This is a genomic window from Algoriphagus ratkowskyi, assembly GCF_002150505.1.
GTDB classification, from domain to species: Bacteria; Bacteroidota; Bacteroidia; order Cytophagales; family Cyclobacteriaceae; genus Algoriphagus; species Algoriphagus ratkowskyi.
The window spans coordinates 217,646-240,354 of sequence record NZ_MSSV01000009.1 but is presented as its reverse complement, the minus strand read 5'-3'; the positions used below and the strand labels follow the sequence as shown (position 1 = coordinate 240,354).

The window sequence follows — 22,709 nt, the reverse complement described above, 5'->3', positions numbered from 1 at the left end:
TAGCAAGGTTTAATGTCTCGTAAAACGACCGTTTTTTGAGACAGTTTTGGTAAGGATATCTCCGCTGAAAAGCCCCAATTTTAAGTCTCAAAAACTCATCCATTTAATCAAAGTCTCAAATATCCATTTACACACCTTTTATGGGACAGTACTAGTCAAAGTATAGATGATCATAAATAGATTCTCAAACCTTTGGATTCTCGCGCATTCGTAGGGTTGGAAAAGTAAGAGCCATCCAAAGCTGTTTTGCTTATTTATTTTTATGTATTACAGATGAGATACAAGATATTCTTTTGTCTCATCTCACTTACTTTATGAGACGCAAATGACTTTGTGCATATTTGATCATTTTTTTCTTTGCCTGGCCAATAATTGCTCCCAGAAAAAATCTAATCCAATTTGTCCAGCTTTCGACATCAGTGATCTCTTTACTAAAGGCGAATATTTCCACAAACCACAAATAGAAAATCTGCATTTCAGAACTATCGTATCCTGAAATTGCTTTCAGTGGAAGAGATGCTTACATGTATACTCTCTAAAATAATTACGCTACTACTTCTTGCCGAACTTTCACGCTTAGATTATCCCCCTTCGCCAATGAACACTTATCCAATTCTTGGTTTTGACGATCCTATTGATTCCTGGACTCATTTATTAGGAGCTTTAGCTGTGGGGATTCTTCTTGTGTTTCTTTTTAAGAAAGGTGGAGTAGGAAGAAAACACCCACTTCCAGTTTTGATTTATGGCTTTGCTTCCATTTTCCTGCTTAGCATGAGTGGAACGTACCATTTAATCGAAAGAGAGACTACCGCTCGCTATGTGCTAAGAATACTTGATCACGCAGGTATTTTTTTATTGATTGCTGGGACGTTGATAGCTATTCACGTTATTCTCTTTACCGGTTTTATGAAATGGGGAATCACGATCATTACTTCGGTGATCGCAACGCTTGGGATTACTCTTGTGTCAATCTATTTTGAAGATCTTCCCGAGTACATGACACATGCCATCTTTCTGATATTTGGATGGCTTGGTATGGTGTCTGTGATTGGGATATGGAAATTAAAGAAATCTATATCCTTCAAATACCTGGTATATGGTGGGCTGGCTTACACCGTAGGAGCCATCATTGATGGAGTAAACTACCCAGTTTTAAAACAAGGCTACTTAGGGCCTCACGAGATATTTCATTTTGCAGTATTACTGGGAGTCGGATTTCACTGGACTTTTATTATTCAATCGATTCAGACAGTTGCGGTGAGAAGTGATGAGGAATAAATAATGGAAAAAACTGGACTGTACTCAATTAGTTTTCGGTTGTCTGCTAACTTCTATTGAGATAGCATCTCGCAGATTCAGAAATTGTATCCGCATGATTCGGCTGCAGCTCACATCCTTAAAAGGATACTATTTTTCGATCGTGATAATTTTCAATACTTTTTTAGACTTAATTTAAACATTCTCCTTAGGTCAAGCAGAATGGATACTAGAAAAATTATGTATAAGAATACCATCTTATTTGTTGGGATAGCAATTTTCCTTACACTTAAAGTTAATGCCCAAGTAAAGCCAGTGGATCTAAGCCTTTCAGAGACTATAGATATACACCTCCTCACTAAAGACACCTACCAGACTATTGAGCATTTTGGAGCTTCAGATGCCTGGTCAGCGCAATTTGTAGGACTTTGGCCAGATCAAAAGAAAAATTCAATTGCCGAACTACTTTTCAGCAATGAGAATGATGGTGCGGGAAACCCGAAAGGTATAGGTTTGTCAATGTGGAGATTTAATATCGGAGCTGGTAGTGCAGAACAAGGTGCACAAAGTGGTATTCGCGATGAGTGGAGGCGAGCGGAGTCTTTTATGAATGCTGATGGATCTTACGATTGGTCAAAGCAAGCGGGGCAAGTTTGGTTTGCCAAGGCTGCCAAAAAATATGGTGTTGCAAATTTGTTAGTCTTTGCCAATAGCCCTCCAGTTTCTATGACGGATACTGGCCAGGCATATGCCATACTTGGGAGATCAAATCTTAAATCAGATCACTATAACGCCTACGGCGAATATTTGGCGCAGGTAATTAAAGGTCTTGGAGAGAAAGGGCTGAACATAGACTATGTGAGTCCTGTGAATGAACCGCAGTGGGATTGGTCAGATAGGGGGCAAGAAGGAACGCCTTTTTTTAATGCGGAAATAGCTGAGATTGTCAAGGCTTTAGATGATGCTCTGGAGAAAAATAAATTGGAGACCAAGATTGATATTGCTGAAGCCGGAAAAATCAATTATCTCTATGAGCAAGCGGATAAAAGTGGGAGAGGAGAGCAGATTACGGATTTCTTTCAGCCAGAATCCTTCAATTACATTGGTGACTTGAAGCATGTAAGCAAATCCATTTCTGCACATAGTTACTTTTCAACCTCTCCATTTGCCTCCGCAATTAGTCAGAGGGAAAGCCTCAGAACAGCTCTAAATACGATAGAGGGGCTTGGTTATTGGATGAGCGAATACTGTATTTTGGGAGATAATGCCGGAGAAATCAAAGGGAATGGTAGGGATCTGGGAATTGATCCAGCGCTCTACATTGCTAAAGTAATTCACAATGACCTCACTATTTCCAATGCAAGTGCCTGGCATTGGTGGATTGCACTATCTCCCTATGACTATAAGGATGGTTTAATTTACATCGACAAAAATAAGGAAGATGGTGATTTCTACGAAAGCAAAATGCTTTGGGGGTTGGGTAACTTCAGTAGGTTTGTTCGGCCAGGATATAAACGTGTTGGAGTTGAACTGAATAATTCAAAGTATCAGTCGCCAGAGTTTTTGGTTTCAGCTTATCAGTCGGCTGACCAGCGTGAGGTTGTGATGATTGTGGTGAACTCTGAGATAGGTGATTTAAAGGTGAGTTTGACAGGGGATAACTCCTCCTACACGATGAAACGTCTCTACATTACTTCACAGAATAAGAGTTTAGAGTTTGTAGATGTGGGGACATCTGGGAACTCGGTTGTTATTCCAGCTAGGTCGATAGTCACTGTAATATTAGAAAAATAGGATCGGATCAGAGTTTTTTCAATTATTACACAATTGCTCGAAATTGTATATCCCTCAATAGTGAATAATAAAAATAGCATTTCGCACACGAAATTATGAATTAGGTGTTTTAAAATTTCGTAATGCTGTATAGTTTGAGGCTAGGATAGTGTGGATTTACAGAGTCAGAACCTATGCATCTAAAATAATATCTCTTAATCGCACTATATAAAAACCAATTAATCAGGATATTCTGATCATTTTGAAAAAAGCTATACGTTAGGAGACAATTTTATTTTTCTTTCTGAGAAAAAATAAGAACCTTACCATAGAGTTTTGGAGCTACGTGTCTTTTAAAATGTAAAAGGAAATACTTCCGTTCGTGTAAAAGCTTGCTTAATCCTGAGATATAAGCCTGATTTTTCACAAAATTCTAAAAGAGTCGTTTGTTTTTTGAATTTAAAAAATGATAACTTTAAAACTCGATTCCAGAGTAGAAACCATTTAACCTTTATCAAAAGACTATTTAAAATCAACATTATGAGAAAGTTAATCGCTTTGTTCATGCTTGCAGGCATCCTATTCGTACCCGTTATTTCTAACGCACAAGATACTGCAGCACAAGAAGAAACAACCCCAGTAGCAGTTCAGCCTGCCGCATCTCCCACAATTGTAGATGATGAGATCGTCGCAGAGGAGCAAAGTTTCCACCAAGTAGTAAAGGAGAAGTTCATCGAAGGTGATCCTCTTTACATGACTCCAGTATTGATCTGTTTGATCTTGGGTCTTGCGGTTGCTTTGGAAAGAATTATCACCTTGAATCTATCTACGACCAACACGAAAAAATTGTTGATCAAAGTAGAAGATGCTCTTGAGTCAGGTGGAATTGAAGCGGCTAAAGATGTTACTAAAAACACTAAAGGCCCTGTAGCTTCGATCTTTACACAAGGTTTGATGAGATACTCAGAAGGAATCGAAATGGTAGAGAAGTCTATTATTTCTTATGGTTCTGTAGAAATGGGTAGATTAGAAAAAGGTCTAATTTGGATCTCTCTATTTATCTCTCTTGCTCCAATGTTAGGATTCATGGGTACAGTAATCGGTATGATTGGTGCATTTGACTCTATTGAAGCAGCAGGTGATATCTCTCCTTCTCTAGTAGCAGGTGGTATTAAGATCGCCCTTTTGACCACAGTTGCTGGTTTGATCGTTGCGATTATCCTTCAGTTGTTTTACAACTATTGTGTAGCTAAAATTGATTCTTTGGTTAATGATATGGAAGATGCTTCTATCTCATTGGTTGACATCTTGGTAAGACATAAATTAACTGGTAGATAAACCGTTAATTTTATCAAACCTTAAATTAAAAGTTAACCTCAAAGAAAAACTACATTATGGATACTTATGACATCTTATTATACGGAAGTTACATCCTAATCGGAGTTGGAGCTGTATTGGCAATATTAATGCCATTGATCAAGTCTTTGGACAATCCAAAGAGCTTGCTTAAAACTGCGGCGGGAATTATCGGTATAGTTGTATTGTTCTTTATTGCTTATTCAATTTCAAGCAATGAAGTACTTCCTAAATTTGCAGCATCTCCTTTCAATTTGACTCCTGGTGGATCTCAATTGGTAGGTGGAATGTTGATCACCACATACATTCTTGCAATCATTGCTCTTGGTAGCATTGTATTGACAGAAGTGACTAAAGCGATAAAGTAATATGGCTAGAAAGAAAAATAGAATGAGTACGGAGGTCAATGCAGGCTCTATGGCAGATATTGCTTTCCTGCTGCTGATCTTCTTTCTCGTCACTACAACGATCGCATCGGATAAGGGTATTTTGAATGTCCTTCCACCGAAGCTGGATCCACTCAATCCTCCGCCTGAGATTGATTTGAACGAAAGAAACATCTTTGTTATTCGAATAAATTCTAACGATCAATATTTGATCGAAGGTGATTATAGAGATAACACAGACGGGCTTGATGAAGAGTTGAAGGCATTCATTATGAACTTCGGATCACCTGATGAAGCATCAGTTGCCTTATACAATTCACTTCCGGCTTCAGTAAAAGCGCTAGCGGGTAGAAATCCAGAATCATCTGATGATCCGGGAGACGCAGTAATATCTATTAAGACTGACCGTGGCACGAGCTATGAAAAGTATCTTGAAGTATTCGATTTAGCTAAAAAAGCATATTTTGATATCTATGCTGCTAGAGTTAATCTAAGTACGGATGAATATAGAGCTTTGACCGGTAAGAATGACGCGGAGGAAAGCTTGATAGATCGTGGAAAAGAGGGGATACCGATGGCGATATCTATTGCAGAACCTGATAAAATAGGAGGAAATTGATATGGCAAAGTTTGGAAAGAAAACAAAAGCAGAGGTAAATATACCTACTTCGGCTTTACCAGATATTATCTTTATGCTTCTCTTCTTCTTCATGGTAACAACTGTGTTGAGAGAGCAAGAGATATTAGTTGAGCAAAAGATCCCTGCTGCTACTCAGCTTCAGAAGCTTCAGAAGAAGACGCTTATTTCTTATATTTTCATAGGAAAACCTAAGAATACAGCACTTCACGGCACTGAGCCTAGAGTACAAGCAAACGATGCGCTCATGAATACTCCTGATATTGTACAGTGGGTAAATCAAGAGCGTGATATGCTTCCTGAATCGGACAGAGGAGGTATTACTATATCTATGAAAGTTGATAGAGACGTTAAAATGGGTCCAATTTCTGATGTTCAGAATGAACTTAGAGAAGCTGACGCAAGAAGAGTGCTTTATGCTTCAATAGGAAAAGTTAAATAGTACATATACTTTATTAAATATTAAAGCTATCCTGTAAATCGGGATAGCTTTTTTTTATACTATGCTTTCATCCCTTAAAAACACTAAGAAGGTTCAAAATGCCTGGGTGATGTACGACTGGGCAAATTCAGTCTATAGTTTAGTTATTACTTCAACAATATTCCCTGTTTATTTCAACAGTGTTACCAAAGGGCTCAATGTTAATGATACCGTTAATTTTTTTGGCTTTGAGGTAGTTAATACTGTTTTGTATTCCTATTCCATTTCCTTTTCATTTTTAATTATAGCATTGATTTCGCCTATACTTTCTGGTATAGCCGATGCAAGTGGGAAGAAGCTTCAGTTTATGAAGTTCTTTGCTTATCTCGGTTCTATATCCTGTATTGCCTTGTTCTTTTTTGATGGTAATAATCTGGAGTGGGGTATTTGTTTCAGTGTGCTAGCCAGTGTGGGGTATGCAGGAAGTATTGTGTTTTATAATGCCTATTTGCCTGAGATTACTACTCCTGACAAGTATGACCTACTAAGCGCAAAGGGATTCGCCCTAGGATACGTTGGTAGTGTAATTCTTTTGGTTGTCAACTTGTTGATGATACAATTCCCCTCTTGGTTTATGCTATCTGATGGTGGGATGGCAGCGCGGTATTCTTTTTTAATTACTGGTCTTTGGTGGGCTGGATTTGCTCAGATTCCTTTTAAAATCCTGCCTCAAAATCCTTTTGGGAAAGATATTAAAAGGGAGTTTTTACTAAAAGGATATCAGGAAATCAGGAAAGTTTGGAATGAAGTCAAGCAAATCAAAGTAATGTATCGCTTCTTAGCTTCATTCTTTTTTTACTCAATGGGTGTTCAAACGGTTATGTATTTGGCCGCCACATTTGGTGATAAAGAGCTTGGACTGCCCGGTGACCAATTAATTATCACAATTTTGATTATTCAGATTGTTGCAATTGCAGGTAGCTATTTCTTTGCTTTTATTTCCAAAAAGTATGGGAATAAGCAAAGTTTGGTAATTATGGTAATGATATGGGTAGGGATCTGTGCAGGTGCTTATTATGTGTATACTGTCTATGAATTCTTTGCCTTGGCATTTATAGTAGGTTTTGTTATGGGTGGGATACAATCCCTCTCAAGATCAACTTTTTCAAAATTAATTCCTAGAAACACTACCGATCATGCTTCTTACTTTAGCTTTTACGATGTAACAGAAAAACTGGCAATAGTTCTTGGTACATTCTCATATGGATTTATTGAGCAAATCACTGGAAGTATGAGGAATTCAGCGCTTTCCTTAGGTATATTTTTTCTTGTTGGTCTAGGTTTCCTACTTTTAGTCACAATCCCTAAAAAGGGTCTAAATACTGAAAGGGCATAACTATGCAAAAAATTCTCTCGGGGATTCAAATCAAAGAATTGGATTCCAATCAGTTGAGCCGATCTGGTCAAACTAGTCATGAGTTGATGGAAGCCGCTTCTACGGAGTTTGTCAATTGGTTTTTAAACCAAGAGTTACCCATAGATCAACCTATTCAAATAGCAGTAGGCGCTGGGAATAATGGAGGTGACGGTTTTGCTGTTGCTAGGATGCTAGCAGATCAATCCTATTCAGTTTCGATACTTAATTGTTTCAAGTCTATTGAAAGACTGAGCAAAGATGCGCTCGTGAATTTTAGCAGTCTTCCCGAAATCATTCAAATCCACGATTTTGAAGATTGGGTATTCCCTAATGGTGGAATTTTGATAGATGCATTTCTTGGAGTAGGACTGAAGGGTGAGTTGCGGACTGATGCTATTGAAATTATACGAAAGCTAAATACATTTAAAGGAACAGTAATTAGCATTGATGTTCCCTCAGGTCTGCCGTCAGATGAAGTAGTGAATGGAACTGCAATTAAAGCAGATTTTACAGTCAGTTTTGAGTTCCCTAAGCTTTCACTCATGTATCCAGAGAACGCTGAATTTGTAGGTGAACTAGTAGTGCTAAAGATTGGTATTTTGGAAGAGGCTTATAATAACCTAATGTCAACTTTTTATTATTTGGAAGCAGTTGATATTCGCCCTTTGCACAAAATATTTAGCAGGTTCAGTTATAAAGGTGATATGGGTAAGGTTCTACTTGTAGGCGGTAGCCCCGGTAAGATGGGAGCATTAATTCTTTGTGCCAAAAGTGCATTACGTACTGGATCTGGGTTGGTTACATGCCATATGGAGGATTCTGAGCGAGCTATTATTCAGACTGCTGTTCCTGAGGCAATGTCTTCTTGGGGATTAATACCCAATCCTGAGATTTACGATGCTGTTGGGATTGGACCTGGGTGGGGTATAGGTAATAGAGACCGTTTATTCAAACAGTTTCTGCAAGATTTCAAAAAGCCGATAGTTATCGATGCTGACGCTCTGAATCTACTTGCAAGAAATCTTGATCTATTGCATCTGTTGCCAAAGAACTCTGTTTTGACGCCACATATCGGTGAATTTACACGTCTTTTGGGGCCAGCTGCAGATCATTCTAAAAGAATGGAAATGGCTAAGAAATTTTGCATGGATAACAAATTAATTCTGGTTTTAAAGGGTGCTAATACAGTAATAAACTTACCTGATGGCAGACAAATTTTTAACTCATCCGGCACTAAGTACATGGCTACTGGCGGATCTGGGGATGTACTTACAGGGATGATTACTTCGTATTTAGGTATGGGGTATAGTCCGGAGAACGCTGTTCTTTGTGGAGTATTTCATCATGGTTTGGCAGGAGAAATAGCCTCAAAATCTAAAAGAAGGTCTTTGATTGCAAGTGATATAATAGATGCAATCCCTGAAACATATATTCAACTGAATATTTCTTAAATCATAGCTTTTAAGCAACTTTTTAATGTCCTGTAGGGATTTTTTGGCTTATCAATTTTCACTACACTATTTAGCTGTGTTCTTTGCGTAATTATTTTGTAACCATTGCCACAATAAATAACAATCAAAAAAAGCCCGATATTTCTATCGGGCTTTCGTGTGTTAAAATTCGGAATTTCCGGGAGTTCGTGGGAATGCGATCACATCCCTAATATTACCCATTCCTGTGACGAAGAGTACCATTCGCTCAAAGCCAAGTCCGAAGCCTGCATGCGGTGTCGCTCCAAATCTTCTGGTGTCTAGGTACCACCACATTTCATCTTGTGGGATGTTCATTTCTTCCATTCTTTTGGTCAGCACATCCATACGTTCTTCTCGCTGCGATCCTCCTACTATTTCACCTATACCAGGAAATAGGATGTCCATAGCCGCCACAGTTTTTCCGTCTTCATTTTGACGCATGTAGAACGACTTGATGTCTTTAGGGTAATCAGTCAAGATAACGGGCTTTTTGAAATGCTTTTCAACCAAGAATCGCTCATGCTCAGATTGCAAATCCGCACCCCAAGAATCGATTAGGTAAGAGAATTTCTTTTTCTTGTTAGGGTTAGAATTTCTTAGAATATCAATGGCCTCCGTGTATGTGATTCTTACGAAGTCATTATCTGCAACAAATTTCAACTTATCAATTAAGCTCATTTCGCTACGCTGATCTGCAGGCTTAACCTTTTCATCCTCCAGAAGTCTGGCATCAAGAAATGCTAAATCTTCCCCACAATTGTCAAGTGCATATTGAATCACATATTTCAAGAAGTCCTCTGCTAGATCAGCATTGTCTTCTGCATCGTAGAAAGCCATTTCTGGCTCTATCATCCAGAACTCAGCCAAATGCCTGGTAGTATTCGAATTCTCAGCACGGAAAGTTGGGCCAAATGTATAGATGTCTGCTAGGGCCATGGCTGCAAGTTCGCCTTCCAATTGCCCAGAAACCGTCAGATTGGTCTCTCTTTCAAAGAAATCTTTCGTATAGTCTATCGTTCCGTCATCATTCTTTGGCGGGTTTTTCAGGTCAAGCGTAGTTACTTTAAATGTTTCCCCAGCACCTTCTGCATCAGAGGCTGTGATGATTGGTGTATGGATGTAGAAAAATCCCTTGTCATTGAAATATTTATGTACGGCAAAAGCTAAGGCATGTCTAACTCTGAAAACAGCGCTAAACGTACTGGTACGCATTCTCAAATGCGCATTTTCTCGAAGGAATTCCATCGAATGTTTTTTTGGCTGCAGGGGATATTTTTCAGGATCTGCTTCGCCTAATATTTCAATAACTATAGCATTGAGCTCTGAGCTTTGTCCAGCACCCTGAGAGGCTACTACATTTCCAGTGACTTTAAGACAGGCGCCAGTGGTACATTTTTTAAGAACTTCCTCAGAAATTAAATTTGGATCAGCCACCACTTGGTAATTGGTAATGATAGAGCCGTCATTCAGTGCGATGAAAGAAACGTTTTTGTTTCCTCTTTTGGTACGAACCCAGCCCATCAGCGTCACTTCTGTTCCAATCGGATTTGTATCCAGGATGGTCTTGATTTTGATTCGTTTATTAAATGCCATTTGATGTATTTGTTAGTGCGGGTGTATTTCAGTCCGCGAATAAGTTAAAAGGAATGCAAAAAAACGATTAAATAAGCTTTTTATCAAAAGATTGCTTGTTTTTCCTAACTTTGGCATAAGGGCTTTTTCAAACGAAAAGGCCTTTTTTGAACCCAAACAGCAGGTTTTATCCCATACTGAATGCAAAAGTTAAATCTTAGCCAATCACTTTCTCAGAAGTTATCTCCTCAGCAGATACAATTTATCAAGTTGCTGCAGGTCCCGACTGCCGAATTAGACACCCGAATTGAAGAGGAACTCGAAATTAATCCAGCGCTGGAAGAAGGTAAAACAGAAGAAAAAGATAGTGCGGATGAAGATTATGAAGATAACTATGAAGAGGAGTCTCCACAGGATGAACGCGATGTAAATATCGATGATTACCTTGATGATGAGTATGGGGGGTACAAAATGCAAGGTGACGGTAACTATAATGCCGACGAGGAAGATCGAGAAATTCCTATTTCCAGTCAATCATCTCTCCATGAGCAGCTAGTCTCTCAGTTGAATTTCCTCAGACTAGATGATAGAAAAAAGATTATCGGTGAGCAGCTGATCGGAAGTATTGAGAATGATGGCTACATCAGGAGAGATCTCGAAGCAATAATTAATGACTTGGCTTTTAGCCAAAATATAGAAACTGATACAGACGAACTGGAGGAGATCCTGAGAAAGATCCAAACTTTTGATCCAGCAGGTATCGCCTCTAGAAACCTTCAAGAATGCCTTACTATACAGTTAGAGCGCAAGGATCATCCTGACGACCCTATCGTACGCAATGCGCTGAGGATAATGCATGATTGCTTTGATGAATTCACAAAAAAGCACTATGCCAAAATTCAGAAGCGATGTGACCTCAATGACGAGCAGACAAAGGATGCAGTTAATCTGATCACAAAGCTCAACCCAAAGCCGGGAGGAGTGGCAGATGGATTAGTTCGCACTCAATATATCATACCAGATTTCATGCTGACAAATACGGCCGGCAAATTTGAGATTAGTTTGAACTCTAAAAATGCACCTGAATTGAGGATTTCCAGATCTTATTCAGAGATGTTTGACGCATATGATAAGAGTGATAAGCGGGATAAAAAACTCAAAGAAACGGTCACATTTGTAAAGCAAAAATTAGATGCCGCCAAATGGTTTATCGATGCCATCAAGCAGCGGCAAAATACTCTTTTGAGAACTATGGAAGCGATCCTGCAGTATCAAAAGGAGTTTTTCATCGATGGAGATGAGACCAATCTTCGTCCGATGATTTTGAAAGATATTGCAGAGCGGATTGATATGGATATTTCTACTGTGTCTAGAGTAGCAAATAGTAAAGCCATTCAAACAGAGTTCGGCGTCTATCCACTAAAGTACTTCTTCTCTGAAGGTATCTCTACTGATAGCGGTGAGGACGTGAGTAATCGCGAAGTGAAATCTGTGCTGCAAAGTATGGTTGACGCAGAAGACAAGAAGAAGCCACTTTCCGATGATAAGCTCGTCAAGATGCTAAATGGTAAAGGATATAACATCGCGCGAAGAACCGTGGCTAAATATCGTGAGCAGCTTCAAATTCCTGTTGCCAGACTTAGAAAGGAATTGTAGTGAAGAGAGTTTTTTCATTGATTATTTCAGTTGTATTGCAGCCATTGGTGGTACCCAGTTTGGTTTTTGGCTTAGCTCTATTTGTAGTGCCAGAGGCAACTAGTATTCCTGAGTCATTCAAAAGTCGGCTGTTCTATCTTCTCGTATTATCCACTTTGGTTATCCCTATGGTTACCATTTTTGGATTGAGATTAAGCGGTACTCTGAAAAGTGTCCATATGGCGGAGCTAAAGGATCGAGCAATCCCATTCACAGTAACAAGCATTTATTACCTCCTTACGGTTTATTTTTTAAGAGAGATGAATGAACTGGACCCTATTCTCTGGCAAGCATTAGGGGTGATAACTTTGGCTATTGTACTACTTACTATTGTTACTTTTTTCTGGAAGATGTCTGCACACATGACTGGTATGGGTGGCTTGCTTGCTGCCGTGCTTGTGCTAGGATATAGATTCCCTACGTTTCAGCCAGTATATCCTTTATTAGGCCTCTTGATGTTGGCTGGGCTAGTTGGAACAGTTAGGTTACACTTGGACGCTCATAGGCCTACCGAGATTTATATAGGACTAATTTTTGGGTTTACCCTTTGTTTTATTGGATTTAGCTGGATTTGGGCATAAAAAAAACCGAACGTTAGTTCGGTTTTAATTTTTATTAAAGAATCTCTCTTTAGAAAACATTCACAGCAATACCAAAGTTGATTTGAGTTGCTTCTGTGCCATTTGGACCAAGACCTTTTTGAAATACTTGATTCAAGCCAAAGTAACTCCATGCATAAAATCCGGGGGATCCAGCTTTCACAGATAAACCATATCGAAATTTCTCGAAACCATAATTTTGAGAATCTTTGACTTGTCTTTTAAGATCAGCAGCGTCCTCATACTTCACTTTGGTATGTGACTCGTATAAGTATCCGAATTTCCCACCAACACTAACTTGAAAGCCCTTTGTGTAGTTCGCCTTGTTGAAGTGGTAGGTGAAATCTAGCGGAATGTCAACGTAATTAGCGGCGACTGTATTTTTCTTAATGTTAATATTAGTACCCAACACATCAGTAATATCTTTCAACACACTTGATTCTGGACCTAAAGCTGGGTTGTTGTATAAAGTCTGATCATCCTTGAATGCATATTTGTCTGTTCCTAATCCGATACCAATGTCCATTGTGAATCCAGACGCATCACCGAAAATGGAAACAGGATACTGATAGTAAACATTGAATGTGCGGGAGCCTAAGAAGCGAATACTCATGTCTTCTGACCTGTTATTGAGTTGATTAAAGCCAAATTCAAACTTCAAATCACTTGGAATGTTAGGTCTTCCTCCGATGGAAGTCTTTGATTTTTTTGCAATTTCCAGGGTGTCCTGAGCGAAAGCTGTTTGAATCAAAGCAAAGGCTAGTAGGAAGGTGTATATTTTTTTCATCAAATTGGTTTACTTATAATGCATTCAATGCGGGCAAAAATAGGAAATCCCAGAGGATTTACCCCTTTTTTGATCTTAATTATTCTTAAGGGGAAAAGTAGCGCAGGTTGAAAAATTCTAAATTTCTTGTGGCTGTTTATTTGGATCAAATCGAATTTTGGATACCTTTGCATTCCAATTCGGCTTCGTAGCTCAACTGAATAGAGCACCTGATTACGGCTCAGGAGGTTTCAAGTTTGAATCTTGACGAGGTCACAAAGCTCAGCGTAACTGCTGAGCTTTTTCTATTTCAGGCCAAGGGCGTTTTAGGATGATATTTTAGTTGGTGACCAAGAGAATCTTATTGCAGTCATAAGGTGGAATTTCATAGATAACGGCGATAATGATTTTTTTATAACACCATTGTTCCAAACAATTAAAGGAATTAAAGATGATTTTTTTATTATAAAGGTTAAATCACATTTAGCCCAGAATGATGCCAGTATGAAACTAATCAAAAGTCTAGTGACACGATTTTAAGCCTGCTGAATAGTCGTTTAGCTGATAGATAGAATTCTCAACCCTTAATACCGTTACTATTGCGTGCGGCCTTATGGGGCAAGGAAGAAGATATAAATGTCAAGGTTTACTAGTTTCTGATTACATGGACGCAGGCTGTTAAAGATCCTTCTCCGCACAACCATTCTAGTGTTTTGAATGGTTTTATTACTTGTAAGACCTTTATGGTGAAATTTCAGAAATTGATTGAAAGAACATTTGCCTTCTACTTTAGCTAGTTTTCATTTCTTTACAGATGTGATTACTTAGGTGAATACATCCTAAAATTTTAAACCAGGATGAAATCTGGATTAAACCATGGAGCCGTTTATGCCAAAAGACTCATTTATAGTTTTGGGTTTTTTAGTACATTTTCAGCAGCTTCTTTTGAGGATACTTTTTTTTAGAGTAAAAATTTCTCCATTTTCGACAAACAAATTTACCCATCATTGCAATGAAAAAGTGTCTTCCCCTATTTATTTTGGTTATGTCCGGCTGTAGCCTTTTTGAAGACACCAGGTTAGTTGACGTAAAGGAAATTAATGGTCCATGTACTATAGGTCTAACTGACGGATCAAGTGTAATAAGTAATGGGAATATTGAAATAAGTAAAACGACCCTAACGATCACTTATCGTGATGAGGCTAATAAGCTTTGGTCCCTTGTCAAAAATGATTATACCAGCTATACCTGTCAATAATCAAACTGAGTAGATTTATTTGAACATAAAAATGCCCCCAAAAAGTAGTAAACTTAATGGGGGCTTGGTTTTTTAATCCCTTTTAAATTATTTTTTACGGCTAGTTTCCCCAGCTTTCATCGCATCTTCCAGTTTCTGCTGGAACTTTGATTTCTTCTTGTTCACGTTTTTCGCTTTGCTTTCTTCCACTTTTGCACGGATTTTCTCATCATCTACAAATAGTTTGATCAAAGCCTGCTGACCAAAAGTAACCACATTGGATACGAAATAGTAGAAGCTCAATCCAGCAGGGTAGGAGTTCAATATGAACATAAACATAACTGGCATGATATAACCCAAGTTTTTCATTGGACCAGTTGCTGTAGTCAGCTGATTGTTAAAGTGGGTGTACGCAATCTGAGACACAGTCATCAGCAGTGTAAACATACTTACGTGTGATCCATAGAATGGAATCGTAAACGGCAGGTTGAAGAAGGTGTCGTAGGTCGAAAGATCAGTAGCCCATAGGAAGGACTCCTGACGAAGCTCAATTGCGTTAGGAAAGAAGAAAAATAAGGCAAAGAGGAATGGCATCTGAAGAACCATTGGCAGACATCCAGAGATTGGACTTACACCCAATTTAGAGAAAAGCTTCATTTGCTCTTGTTGCATCTTCGTAGCGTCATCACCGTATTTTTCTTTCAGTTCATCGATTTCTGGTTTGATCACACGCATTTTCGCCATGCCTATGTAGGACTTGTAGGTTAGTGGGAAAAGTGCGAGTTTGATCAGGAATACGATGATGATTATGATGACACCATAGTTGGTGAAGAACTTCTCTAGGAAGGCAAATAGGTTGACGATAATGTACTTGTTGACCCAGCTGACAAAGAAGTAACCCATGTCCACATTATCCTCAAATCCGTCTGTCACCTTTTTTAAGGTTTTATACTCATCTGGACCAAAGTAATAAGTGTAATTAACCTTACCGTCTTGAAGAGGAATAGATAGGCTAGTAGTCATCACACGTACGATAGCACTATCTTCTGGTGTGCTTTGAGTGACGGATACATTTCTGAAGTCGGTGTCTGCAATGATCGCTGCAGTAAAGAATCGCTGACTAAATCCAACCCATTTCACCGGCTCGCCAATTGTTTCTTGCTCTAAATCATCACCGGCTCCCAAATTGTCAAAAGAACCCTCGGAAGTGTAATAGTTCAGTCTAGATTGTCTTCTGGATTCAGCAAGATTGCTTTCTTGGGCGATTACTTGATCTTCCCAATTGAAGAGGAGTTCAGTTCCTGTGAAAACACCTTGGTAGCGATCAATTTCGAAAGATTTCTGCACCTGATAGCTTCCATCAGTCAACGTGAATGACTGGATGATTTGACCACTTTCAGTTCCAGAAGTTAACGTCAAAGTCTTGGTGTTTACCCCTTCCTCATTTTGGCTATTTTCTATTGATGAGGTAAAATAAAGGTCTTTCAGGTCTACAGGGCCATTTCTACCTTCTAAAAGAAAGTCCATTTTAGAACTTTTTTCATTGAGAAGTTCCAAAGGCTCCATCTGTGAACTTTTGTATTCCTTTAGAATTACCTTTTTCACGCCAGCTCCTTTGGAGGAAATCTCTACCTGAATGAGGTCATTTTCAAGTATGAGCGTTTTTTCCTCTCCCACAGTGAGAGTAGCTAGTACACCATATTTTGCAACTCTTGTTGCATCCAGCGTGCTGTCGTTTTCAGAAACGGTATCTGCAATCGTCTGTTGACCGGCTGTATTTGATTGGTTCGATTCTGCTTGCTCGGTGGTTACTGTTTCCACTTCTGGCATCTCGGGAGTGCTCGCAAAGAAAAGCGAATAGATCAAGATGACCGCTGCAAAAAGGATCAAACCAGTTGCTTGATTTCTGTCCATAAAGTTTAATCGTAAACCCGATAACTAGTCTTCGGGGAAGTTCTATTTGATTTTATTGTCCACCGCCGCTTGGATGAATTTCACGAAAAGTGGCTGTGGGGTTAGTACTGTACTTTTATATTCTGGATGAAATTGGACTCCGACAAACCAAGGATGGTTTTTGATTTCTACAATCTCCACTAATCCTGTCTCAGGATTTTTACCGGTAGCGATCATGCCATTTTCCTCCAATACTTCTAGATACTTATTATTAAATTCGTATCGGTGACGGTGTCTCTCTTGGATTTTAGATTTTCCATAGGCCTGAAAGGACTTACTTCCCTTTTTGAGTTCGCAAGCATAGGAACCCAGTCGCATGGTTCCACCCATTTGATCTATATTTTTTTGATCTTCCATCAACCCTATTACAGGGTTTTTCGTCTCAGAATCCATTTCCGTACTATTCGCATCGTTCAGATGGAGTACGTTTCTGGCGTACTCTATCACAGCTACCTGCATTCCAAGACAAATTCCTAGAAAGGGAATGTTATTTTCACGTGCGTATTTGACAGTTTCTATTTTTCCCTCAAAACCTCTTTCTCCAAAACCTGGAGCTACTAAAATCCCATCTAGGTCCTTTAGTTTGGAAGCGATGTTGTCAGCATTTATTTCTTCTGATGAGATCAGACGAAGATCTACTTCACATTCTATAGAAGCGCCAGCATGCGTGAATGATTCTATGATAGATTTATAGGAGTCGGGTAAAGAGACGTACTTTCCAACCAAACCGATTTTTACTTCTTGCGTCGGGTTTTTAAGTTTTCCAAGGAAGTCTTTCCAGTTTTCCAAGTCTGTATTCTCTTTGGATGTAAGCTTCAGCTTAGTCATCACACGCTCATCTAATTTTTCCTTTTTCATCAACAAAGGCACATCGTAGATCGAGTCAGCATCCATCGCTTCAATCACGTTGTTCAATTGGACATTGCAGAAAAGCGCCAATTTCTTCTTGACATCAGAAGGTAAGTGATATTCTGTGCGACAAACCAAGATATCTGGCTGTATACCTGCTTCCAGCAATTGCTTAACAGAATGCTGAGTAGGCTTTGTCTTTAATTCTTTGGCAGCTTTTAGATAAGGAATCAACGTCAGGTGAATGACTAAGAAACGATTTGGACCTAGATCCCATTTCGCTTGCCTTACTGCTTCAATAAATGGTAAAGATTCGATGTCTCCAACGCAACCACCGATTTCAGTAATTACTACGTCATATTTCCCTTCTTCACCCAGCTTATAAAAGTTGGATTTTATTTCGTCTGTAATGTGCGGAATGACCTGAACGGTTTTACCCAGAAATTCACCTTTACGTTCCCTAGTGATCACGTTGTTATAGATCCTTCCAGTAGTGATGTTATTATCCTGAGAAGTAGTGATGTTTAGAAAACGCTCGTAATGTCCCAGGTCCAAGTCTGTTTCAGCCCCATCATCTGTAACATAGCATTCACCATGTTCATAAGGGTTTAACGTTCCTGGATCTATATTAAGATAAGGATCAAATTTCTGGATGGTTACTTTGAAGCCTCTGGCCTGAAGCAGCTTGCCTAATGAAGCTGCGATAATGCCTTTGCCGAGAGAGGAGGTAACTCCTCCGGTAATAAATATGTATTTGGTGCTTGAAGCCATAAGAATGGGGGAGGATGGAAAATTGTTTGGATTCTTATGGGGCTCAAAATTATGGAAAAATTCCCGATTAATGGCTTTTTGAATAGGAAATAGATCAGTTTTCTCGGTTTTAATCTTTTTTTGCCTAAAAGCGTGTTGCGACAGTACGTGTCAATTAATTGTTGATGTAACTAGCTTTATCTAATTGTAAATGTTAAGATTTGAAGAATTAAGACTACTGATACAGAATTCTAACAGAAAGAATTAGGGAATTTAAGGTTTTTAAAAGAAGTAGTATTAGTGCACAAATTTATATGGTTAGGTATTAAACAGAAGAGAAAAGACATCGTTAAACAGAAATTTTTTTTAGTAAATCAATGTATTGATCAAAAATTAATAGACTAGAGTCACTTGAGTCTGAATGAAAATGAGACTTTAAGATTGCATCCCATAAGGTTGTTTTCACGAATAAAATGGACAGAATTCGATGAGAACGTTGAAGTGATAAACATGGTATATGGATTTATTTGATGCGATGCTTATAGATTATAAGTCATTGATCTGCAACTTGCCCAACTTGAATTTTCCTGATGCTTCAAGATTTGAACATTTAATTCAATGTAAATCCGCAGGAATCAAATTGACTAAATATTGTTGACCTAAAAAGAGAATATTTATTAAAAAGCTATCCTCCAAGAGTATCAGAAATTATGTAAGTATTTTGTTCTATTTTTTGTGGATACCCTAAGCAATGATATCTAACTAAATCTAGGTTTTGGAGAAATTGCCATCTTGAAGAACGCGAATGAATCTATCTTATTGTTTAAGTTTGAAAGGCTGAGTCTAAATTCTCCTAGTTATTTTCAACGGAAACTTTGAATGAATATTCATCGTCTATTGAGTACCACTACAAGCTAGGTGTAAATTCTGCACAGATTCCCACAAATTTTGAAGTATTATAGGAAAACTTGCAGAAGAAATAAGAGTTTGAAGACTATAATACGATACTTGTAAATAGGAGTGTGGAAAAAATCTATTTCAGTTCAATAATACAGAAATGTACATCCAATAACTTAATTGCCCATTGGATAGAAAACTATTCTGAAAATTAGCCAGTTATTTAAAGTGTTAAAAAGTCTAATTTTGAATTAGATTGTATTATATATATTTAATATTTCTATTATATTGCAGGAATTATTGATAAAATATAGATTTAACAAGTCAAAATATGAGAGATTTAATCAAAGAAGCTATTGCTGACCTTAAAAAAGGTGATGGATTTATTTATGTTACTTCAGAAGGTAATAAGATTGATTTGCATGATGCAGCTAGCCAAGGAATTGCAGTCACCCCTGTTAACCCTAAGAATCAAGTAATTAAGAAGTTGGAAAATGCTGGTCTTCATTTGAATGATGCTAAATTCTTAAATGAGTTGAATGAATTGATTTCACTTGTAACTGGAAACGGTGTGTCTGCAAAGAGCACTAAAAGAAGAACGTTTTCTGATTCAGAGAAAAGTAAAATTGTAGAAGAGTGGAAAAAAGTTGAAGCTGCAGGTAAAAAGACTAAAGCAGCATTTGCTAGAGAAATTGGTGTTGGTTACCAGACGTTTATCAACTGGTTAAGAGGTTAATCCTTTCTCACTAAACAATAAAGGCAGCTAAAAAGCTGCCTTTATTGTTTAGTGAGTCAATTAATATACTTGTCGTTCTTCTTCGTGGGATCTATGCAAATAATGTGACAATCAATTTTGAAAGAATCACTATTATAGATAATTAAGCACACAGATGAGGGGTCGGAAAGTTAATTTGTTAACTCAGGAAGAGAATTTGCAGTTAATTGTTTGGTACAGATAAGGAGTTTTCTCTTGCAGATTAGAAGAAAGGTAGGTCCTTAATTTGTGTTTTTACTGTTGTGCCATCTATTAATCGAGCTAATATACAGATTGCAGTAGTATATATTGATGTGCTTTTTAGAGCGAAGTTTTATTAGTATAGAATTATGAAAGCCAGCAGTCGTTGTGTTGATCTTTAACACACCTTCATATTTTTGCATGAATCTTTCATAGAAGTTGTGTTTTATTACTTTTTGTGAAAGATATTCCCAGAAGAATTTTATTGCTCTATCTAATTGTGTTTACTAGTTGAGTTAGTCAGCTATATGTCATCTTCTACATTTTTATAATTCGTTTTTTTTAAAAATCAAGTTTATAACTGTTGATTTTGTAGATGCAAACACGCCTTGACCCTGTAAATGAAGTTCTATTTTTCCTTAAGTAAATTAAGTTTATTTCCTAACTAGGTGATTTTGTGAGCTTCTGGTCTATTCACAGGCTTTTTTCAATAGTATGTGTTTTTGATTTTTCCTACCATCTCAAAGGAATTTTATATACTCTCCAGTTTAATCAAGTTGTAAACGAAGGGTTTTCATTTACAGAATTAGAAGACATACATATAATGGATGTGCTTTAGAGGGACCTGATTTTATAGTATTTCAATTTGTCAGCTGTTCCTACCTGAATTAGGTAATCGGTGGCTTTCTTATTTATATGGAAAACTCCCCTTATAAGGGTCAGGTTTGTTTGGATTCTACGGTTTTGTCGACTGCTCTCGTTTTTCTGATTATTTTTGTGAAAAAACAAATCACTTTGGATCATTCACAATTAGTAGCAGCTTTTAGGGAAAATGGAATTTTGCACCTAAAAGAAGGAAATGGGAAAGTAATCACGCTCATGAAACCTGAGCAATGGAAATCTGACATGGGAGATGATTGGACATTTTTATTGTTTGATTTATTTCAAATCCGTTTGATATGCCAGCAGTTTTCAGAGGTTTCCTTAGATATCATAGAATATGCCAATAAGCCAACGGTGTATCATAGTCCCGCAAATAGTATCGTCAAAAATGGCCCAATAATAGACGGAGTACTTAAGTTCAGCTTAGTAATGGAGCCTTCGTGGAATAAATTATTGTTTCAGATTTCTCAGCCAGTACTTGTGAAAATAGACACTAAAGAAACCACAACGCATCAGACTCCACTGTTATTTCCACTTTTAAGCCCTAGTGCTAAGGAGATGTATTTGGGTCCCGATGGGGATGTTAAAATTATAAAAGGATGAATTTTAAATCGCATCTTGACGAATTCGAAGTTTTTGGGAAGGTAGCGACAGCCGCTACCAACCTAGGAGTAAAAACCTATGTGGTCGGCGGGTATGTGAGAGACTTGGTGCTGAATAGGCCATGTAAGGATATTGATTTTACCTGCGTAGGAAGTGGAATAGAATTAGCCAAAGAAGTTGCTTTACAATTTGAGGGGCATGTACCACTTTCTGTATTTAAGAATTTCGGAACAGCAATGCTGAAATTGGATGAGTGGGAATTGGAATTTGTAGGTGCTCGTAAAGAATCGTACCGTTCCGAATCCCGTAATCCTATCGTAGAGACGGGAACTCTTCTGGAGGATTTAGAGAGAAGAGATTTTACCATCAACGCTATGGCGATCTCTTTGAATGCTGAAGATTATGGCGAATTGTTGGATCCATTAGGAGGACTTTCGGATATCAGGAAAAAAATAATTCGCACACCGCTAGAACCGAATGTCACTTTTTCAGATGATCCACTTCGTATGTTACGTGCAGTTCGATTTGCCGCACAACTGGATTTCGATATTGATGGAGACACATTTCACGCATTAAGTGAGAATGCTTCTCGCTTAAATATTATTTCTGGGGAAAGGATAATTGTCGAACTAAACAAAATCATTCAGGTGAAAAAACCATCCTATGGTTTCAAATTGTTATTTGCTGGCAAGTTGCTCCATGAGTTTTTTCCCGAAATGGTTGATTTACAAGGAGTCGATTCTGTAGATGACAAGTCCCACAAAGATAATTTTTACCATACGTTACAAGTGCTAGATAATGTATGCTTGCTGAGTGATGACCTCTGGTTACGCTGGGCAGCAATCCTTCATGATATAGCCAAGCCAGCTACAAAGCGATTTAATAAGAAAGTCGGATGGACATTCCACGGACATGAAGATAAAGGGGCACGGATGACCCCTGAAATCTTTCGGAGAATGAAGCTTCCGATGGATGAGCGCATGAAATATGTGCAGAAATTAGTTAAACTCCATCTTAGACCTATTGCACTGGTCAAAAATGAGGTGACGGATTCTGCAATGAGAAGACTGCTATTCGAAGCTGGAGATGATATCGATGATCTGATGAAGCTTTGTCGCGCAGATGTGACTTCAAAAAACAATAAGAAAGTAAAGCGTTATTTAGATAATTTCGATAATGTAGCGCAAAAGCTACTTGAAGTGGAAGAGAAAGATCAGGTCAGAAACTTCCAGCCGCCCATCTCTGGAGAGGAAATCATGGCGATTTTTGGCTTGGAGCCTTCAAAAATCATTGGAGATATTAAAGAGGAAATAAAAGAAGCTATATTGGAGGGTAAAATTCACAACAATCCTATACAGGCACGTGAATTGATGCTTGAGATTGCTAAATCCAAAGGATTGTCTCCTGTGTTAGATCTCCCAAATTCATAAACTAAATTAAAATTAACTCAA

17 protein-coding genes and 1 tRNA gene are annotated in these 22,709 nt (G+C 38.1%); 14 read left to right on the top strand and 4 right to left on the bottom strand.

Annotation, left to right across the window (positions count from 1 at the left end; genetic code table 11):
* Nucleotides 1-597 precede the first annotated feature (597 nt).
* The 8 genes from trhA (at nt 598) to BVH02_RS12155 (ending at nt 8,698) form a co-directional block, all read left to right on the top strand.
* On the top strand, nt 598-1,278 hold the full coding sequence (trhA, locus tag BVH02_RS12190; protein WP_158093885.1) for a PAQR family membrane homeostasis protein TrhA: 681 nt from the start codon (nt 598-600) through the stop codon (nt 1,276-1,278).
* 219 nt (nt 1,279-1,497) lie between these two features.
* Nucleotides 1,498-3,051: a glycoside hydrolase gene (locus BVH02_RS12185; protein ID WP_086501778.1), complete on the top strand. Its 1,554-nt coding sequence runs from the start codon at nt 1,498-1,500 to the stop codon at nt 3,049-3,051.
* Nucleotides 3,052-3,570: 519 nt separating this feature from the next.
* On the top strand, nt 3,571-4,368 hold the full coding sequence (locus BVH02_RS12180) for a MotA/TolQ/ExbB proton channel family protein (RefSeq protein WP_086501725.1): 798 nt from the start codon (nt 3,571-3,573) through the stop codon (nt 4,366-4,368).
* A gap of 56 nt (nt 4,369-4,424) precedes the next feature.
* A complete protein-coding gene (locus BVH02_RS12175) occupies nt 4,425-4,754 on the top strand; it encodes a hypothetical protein (RefSeq protein ID WP_086501724.1) in 330 nt (109 codons plus the stop codon).
* Nucleotide 4,755: 1 nt separating this feature from the next.
* Nucleotides 4,756-5,391 (top strand): ExbD/TolR family protein, encoded by a 636-nt coding sequence (locus tag BVH02_RS12170; RefSeq protein WP_086501723.1) that lies wholly within the window; start codon nt 4,756-4,758, stop codon nt 5,389-5,391.
* Between the two features lies 1 nt (nt 5,392).
* A complete protein-coding gene (locus BVH02_RS12165) occupies nt 5,393-5,851 on the top strand; it encodes an ExbD/TolR family protein (protein ID WP_086501722.1) in 459 nt (152 codons plus the stop codon).
* 61 nt (nt 5,852-5,912) lie between these two features.
* Nucleotides 5,913-7,226 carry an MFS transporter gene (locus BVH02_RS12160; RefSeq protein WP_086501721.1) on the top strand — a complete coding sequence of 438 codons (1,314 nt, stop codon included), beginning with the start codon at nt 5,913-5,915 and terminating at the stop codon, nt 7,224-7,226.
* Nucleotides 7,227-7,228: 2 nt separating this feature from the next.
* On the top strand, nt 7,229-8,698 hold the full coding sequence (locus tag BVH02_RS12155) for an NAD(P)H-hydrate dehydratase (RefSeq protein WP_086501720.1): 1,470 nt from the start codon (nt 7,229-7,231) through the stop codon (nt 8,696-8,698).
* Nucleotides 8,699-8,860: 162 nt separating this feature from the next.
* Here BVH02_RS12155 and asnS read toward each other — a convergent pair whose 3' ends face one another.
* The gene (asnS, locus tag BVH02_RS12150) at nt 8,861-10,312 is read right to left on the bottom strand and encodes an asparagine--tRNA ligase (RefSeq protein ID WP_086501719.1); all 1,452 of its coding nucleotides are present in this window, start codon (nt 10,310-10,312) and stop codon (nt 8,861-8,863) included.
* Between the two features lie 180 nt (nt 10,313-10,492).
* Here asnS and rpoN point away from each other — a divergent pair, with 180 nt between their 5' ends.
* Both rpoN and BVH02_RS21410 read left to right on the top strand, forming a co-directional pair.
* Nucleotides 10,493-11,947, top strand: a complete 1,455-nt coding sequence (gene rpoN / locus BVH02_RS12145) for an RNA polymerase factor sigma-54 (RefSeq protein WP_086501718.1) — start codon at nt 10,493-10,495, stop codon at nt 11,945-11,947.
* A complete protein-coding gene (locus BVH02_RS21410) occupies nt 11,947-12,567 on the top strand; it encodes a PA-phosphatase (protein WP_086501717.1) in 621 nt (206 codons plus the stop codon). Before rpoN ends, BVH02_RS21410 begins: the two co-directional genes overlap by 1 nt.
* Before the next feature lie 49 nt (nt 12,568-12,616).
* Here BVH02_RS21410 and BVH02_RS12135 read toward each other — a convergent pair whose 3' ends face one another.
* A complete protein-coding gene (locus BVH02_RS12135; protein ID WP_086501716.1) occupies nt 12,617-13,372 on the bottom strand; it encodes a porin family protein in 756 nt (251 codons plus the stop codon).
* Nucleotides 13,373-13,553: 181 nt separating this feature from the next.
* On the opposite strand from BVH02_RS12135, the gene BVH02_RS12130 reads away from it, so the two are divergent.
* Nucleotides 13,554-13,627: transfer RNA gene (locus BVH02_RS12130), tRNA-Arg, on the top strand.
* A gap of 1,069 nt (nt 13,628-14,696) precedes the next feature.
* Here BVH02_RS12130 and yidC read toward each other — a convergent pair.
* Both yidC and BVH02_RS12115 read right to left on the bottom strand, forming a co-directional pair.
* Nucleotides 14,697-16,502: a membrane protein insertase YidC gene (yidC, locus tag BVH02_RS12120; protein ID WP_086501714.1), complete on the bottom strand. Its 1,806-nt coding sequence runs from the start codon at nt 16,500-16,502 to the stop codon at nt 14,697-14,699.
* Nucleotides 16,503-16,544: 42 nt separating this feature from the next.
* Complete coding sequence (locus BVH02_RS12115; protein WP_086501713.1) at nt 16,545-18,161, bottom strand: CTP synthase; 1,617 nt, start codon at nt 18,159-18,161, stop codon at nt 16,545-16,547.
* Nucleotides 18,162-19,368: 1,207 nt separating this feature from the next.
* Between BVH02_RS12115 and BVH02_RS12110 the strand changes: the two genes are divergently transcribed.
* From BVH02_RS12110 to BVH02_RS12100, 3 genes are all read left to right on the top strand, one after another.
* Complete coding sequence (locus tag BVH02_RS12110; protein WP_086501712.1) at nt 19,369-19,773, top strand: hypothetical protein; 405 nt, start codon at nt 19,369-19,371, stop codon at nt 19,771-19,773.
* Between the two features lie 915 nt (nt 19,774-20,688).
* Complete coding sequence (locus BVH02_RS12105) at nt 20,689-21,258, top strand: hypothetical protein (protein WP_086501711.1); 570 nt, start codon at nt 20,689-20,691, stop codon at nt 21,256-21,258.
* Nucleotides 21,255-22,688 carry a CCA tRNA nucleotidyltransferase gene (locus tag BVH02_RS12100; RefSeq protein ID WP_086501710.1) on the top strand — a complete coding sequence of 478 codons (1,434 nt, stop codon included), beginning with the start codon at nt 21,255-21,257 and terminating at the stop codon, nt 22,686-22,688. Before BVH02_RS12105 ends, BVH02_RS12100 begins: the two co-directional genes overlap by 4 nt.
* Nucleotides 22,689-22,709: the final 21 nt, after the last annotated feature.

Excerpts from the sequence above, each read along its gene's own strand:
- trhA (WP_158093885.1), top strand. The coding sequence starts at position 598 with ATGAACACTTATCCAATTCTTGGTTTTGACGATCCTATTGATTCCTGG.
- BVH02_RS12185 (WP_086501778.1), top strand. The coding sequence starts at position 1,498 with ATGTATAAGAATACCATCTTATTTGTTGGGATAGCAATTTTCCTTACA.
- BVH02_RS12180 (WP_086501725.1), top strand. The coding sequence starts at position 3,571 with ATGAGAAAGTTAATCGCTTTGTTCATGCTTGCAGGCATCCTATTCGTA.
- BVH02_RS12175 (WP_086501724.1), top strand. The coding sequence starts at position 4,425 with ATGGATACTTATGACATCTTATTATACGGAAGTTACATCCTAATCGGA.
- BVH02_RS12170 (WP_086501723.1), top strand. The coding sequence starts at position 4,756 with ATGGCTAGAAAGAAAAATAGAATGAGTACGGAGGTCAATGCAGGCTCT.
- BVH02_RS12165 (WP_086501722.1), top strand. The coding sequence starts at position 5,393 with ATGGCAAAGTTTGGAAAGAAAACAAAAGCAGAGGTAAATATACCTACT.
- BVH02_RS12160 (WP_086501721.1), top strand. The coding sequence starts at position 5,913 with ATGCTTTCATCCCTTAAAAACACTAAGAAGGTTCAAAATGCCTGGGTG.
- BVH02_RS12155 (WP_086501720.1), top strand. The coding sequence starts at position 7,229 with ATGCAAAAAATTCTCTCGGGGATTCAAATCAAAGAATTGGATTCCAAT.
- asnS (WP_086501719.1), bottom strand. The coding sequence starts at position 10,312 with ATGGCATTTAATAAACGAATCAAAATCAAGACCATCCTGGATACAAAT.
- rpoN (WP_086501718.1), top strand. The coding sequence starts at position 10,493 with ATGCAAAAGTTAAATCTTAGCCAATCACTTTCTCAGAAGTTATCTCCT.
- BVH02_RS12135 (WP_086501716.1), bottom strand. The coding sequence starts at position 13,372 with ATGAAAAAAATATACACCTTCCTACTAGCCTTTGCTTTGATTCAAACA.
- yidC (WP_086501714.1), bottom strand. The coding sequence starts at position 16,502 with ATGGACAGAAATCAAGCAACTGGTTTGATCCTTTTTGCAGCGGTCATC.
- BVH02_RS12115 (WP_086501713.1), bottom strand. The coding sequence starts at position 18,161 with ATGGCTTCAAGCACCAAATACATATTTATTACCGGAGGAGTTACCTCC.
- BVH02_RS12110 (WP_086501712.1), top strand. The coding sequence starts at position 19,369 with ATGAGAGATTTAATCAAAGAAGCTATTGCTGACCTTAAAAAAGGTGAT.
- BVH02_RS12105 (WP_086501711.1), top strand. The coding sequence starts at position 20,689 with ATGGAAAACTCCCCTTATAAGGGTCAGGTTTGTTTGGATTCTACGGTT.
- BVH02_RS12100 (WP_086501710.1), top strand. The coding sequence starts at position 21,255 with ATGAATTTTAAATCGCATCTTGACGAATTCGAAGTTTTTGGGAAGGTA.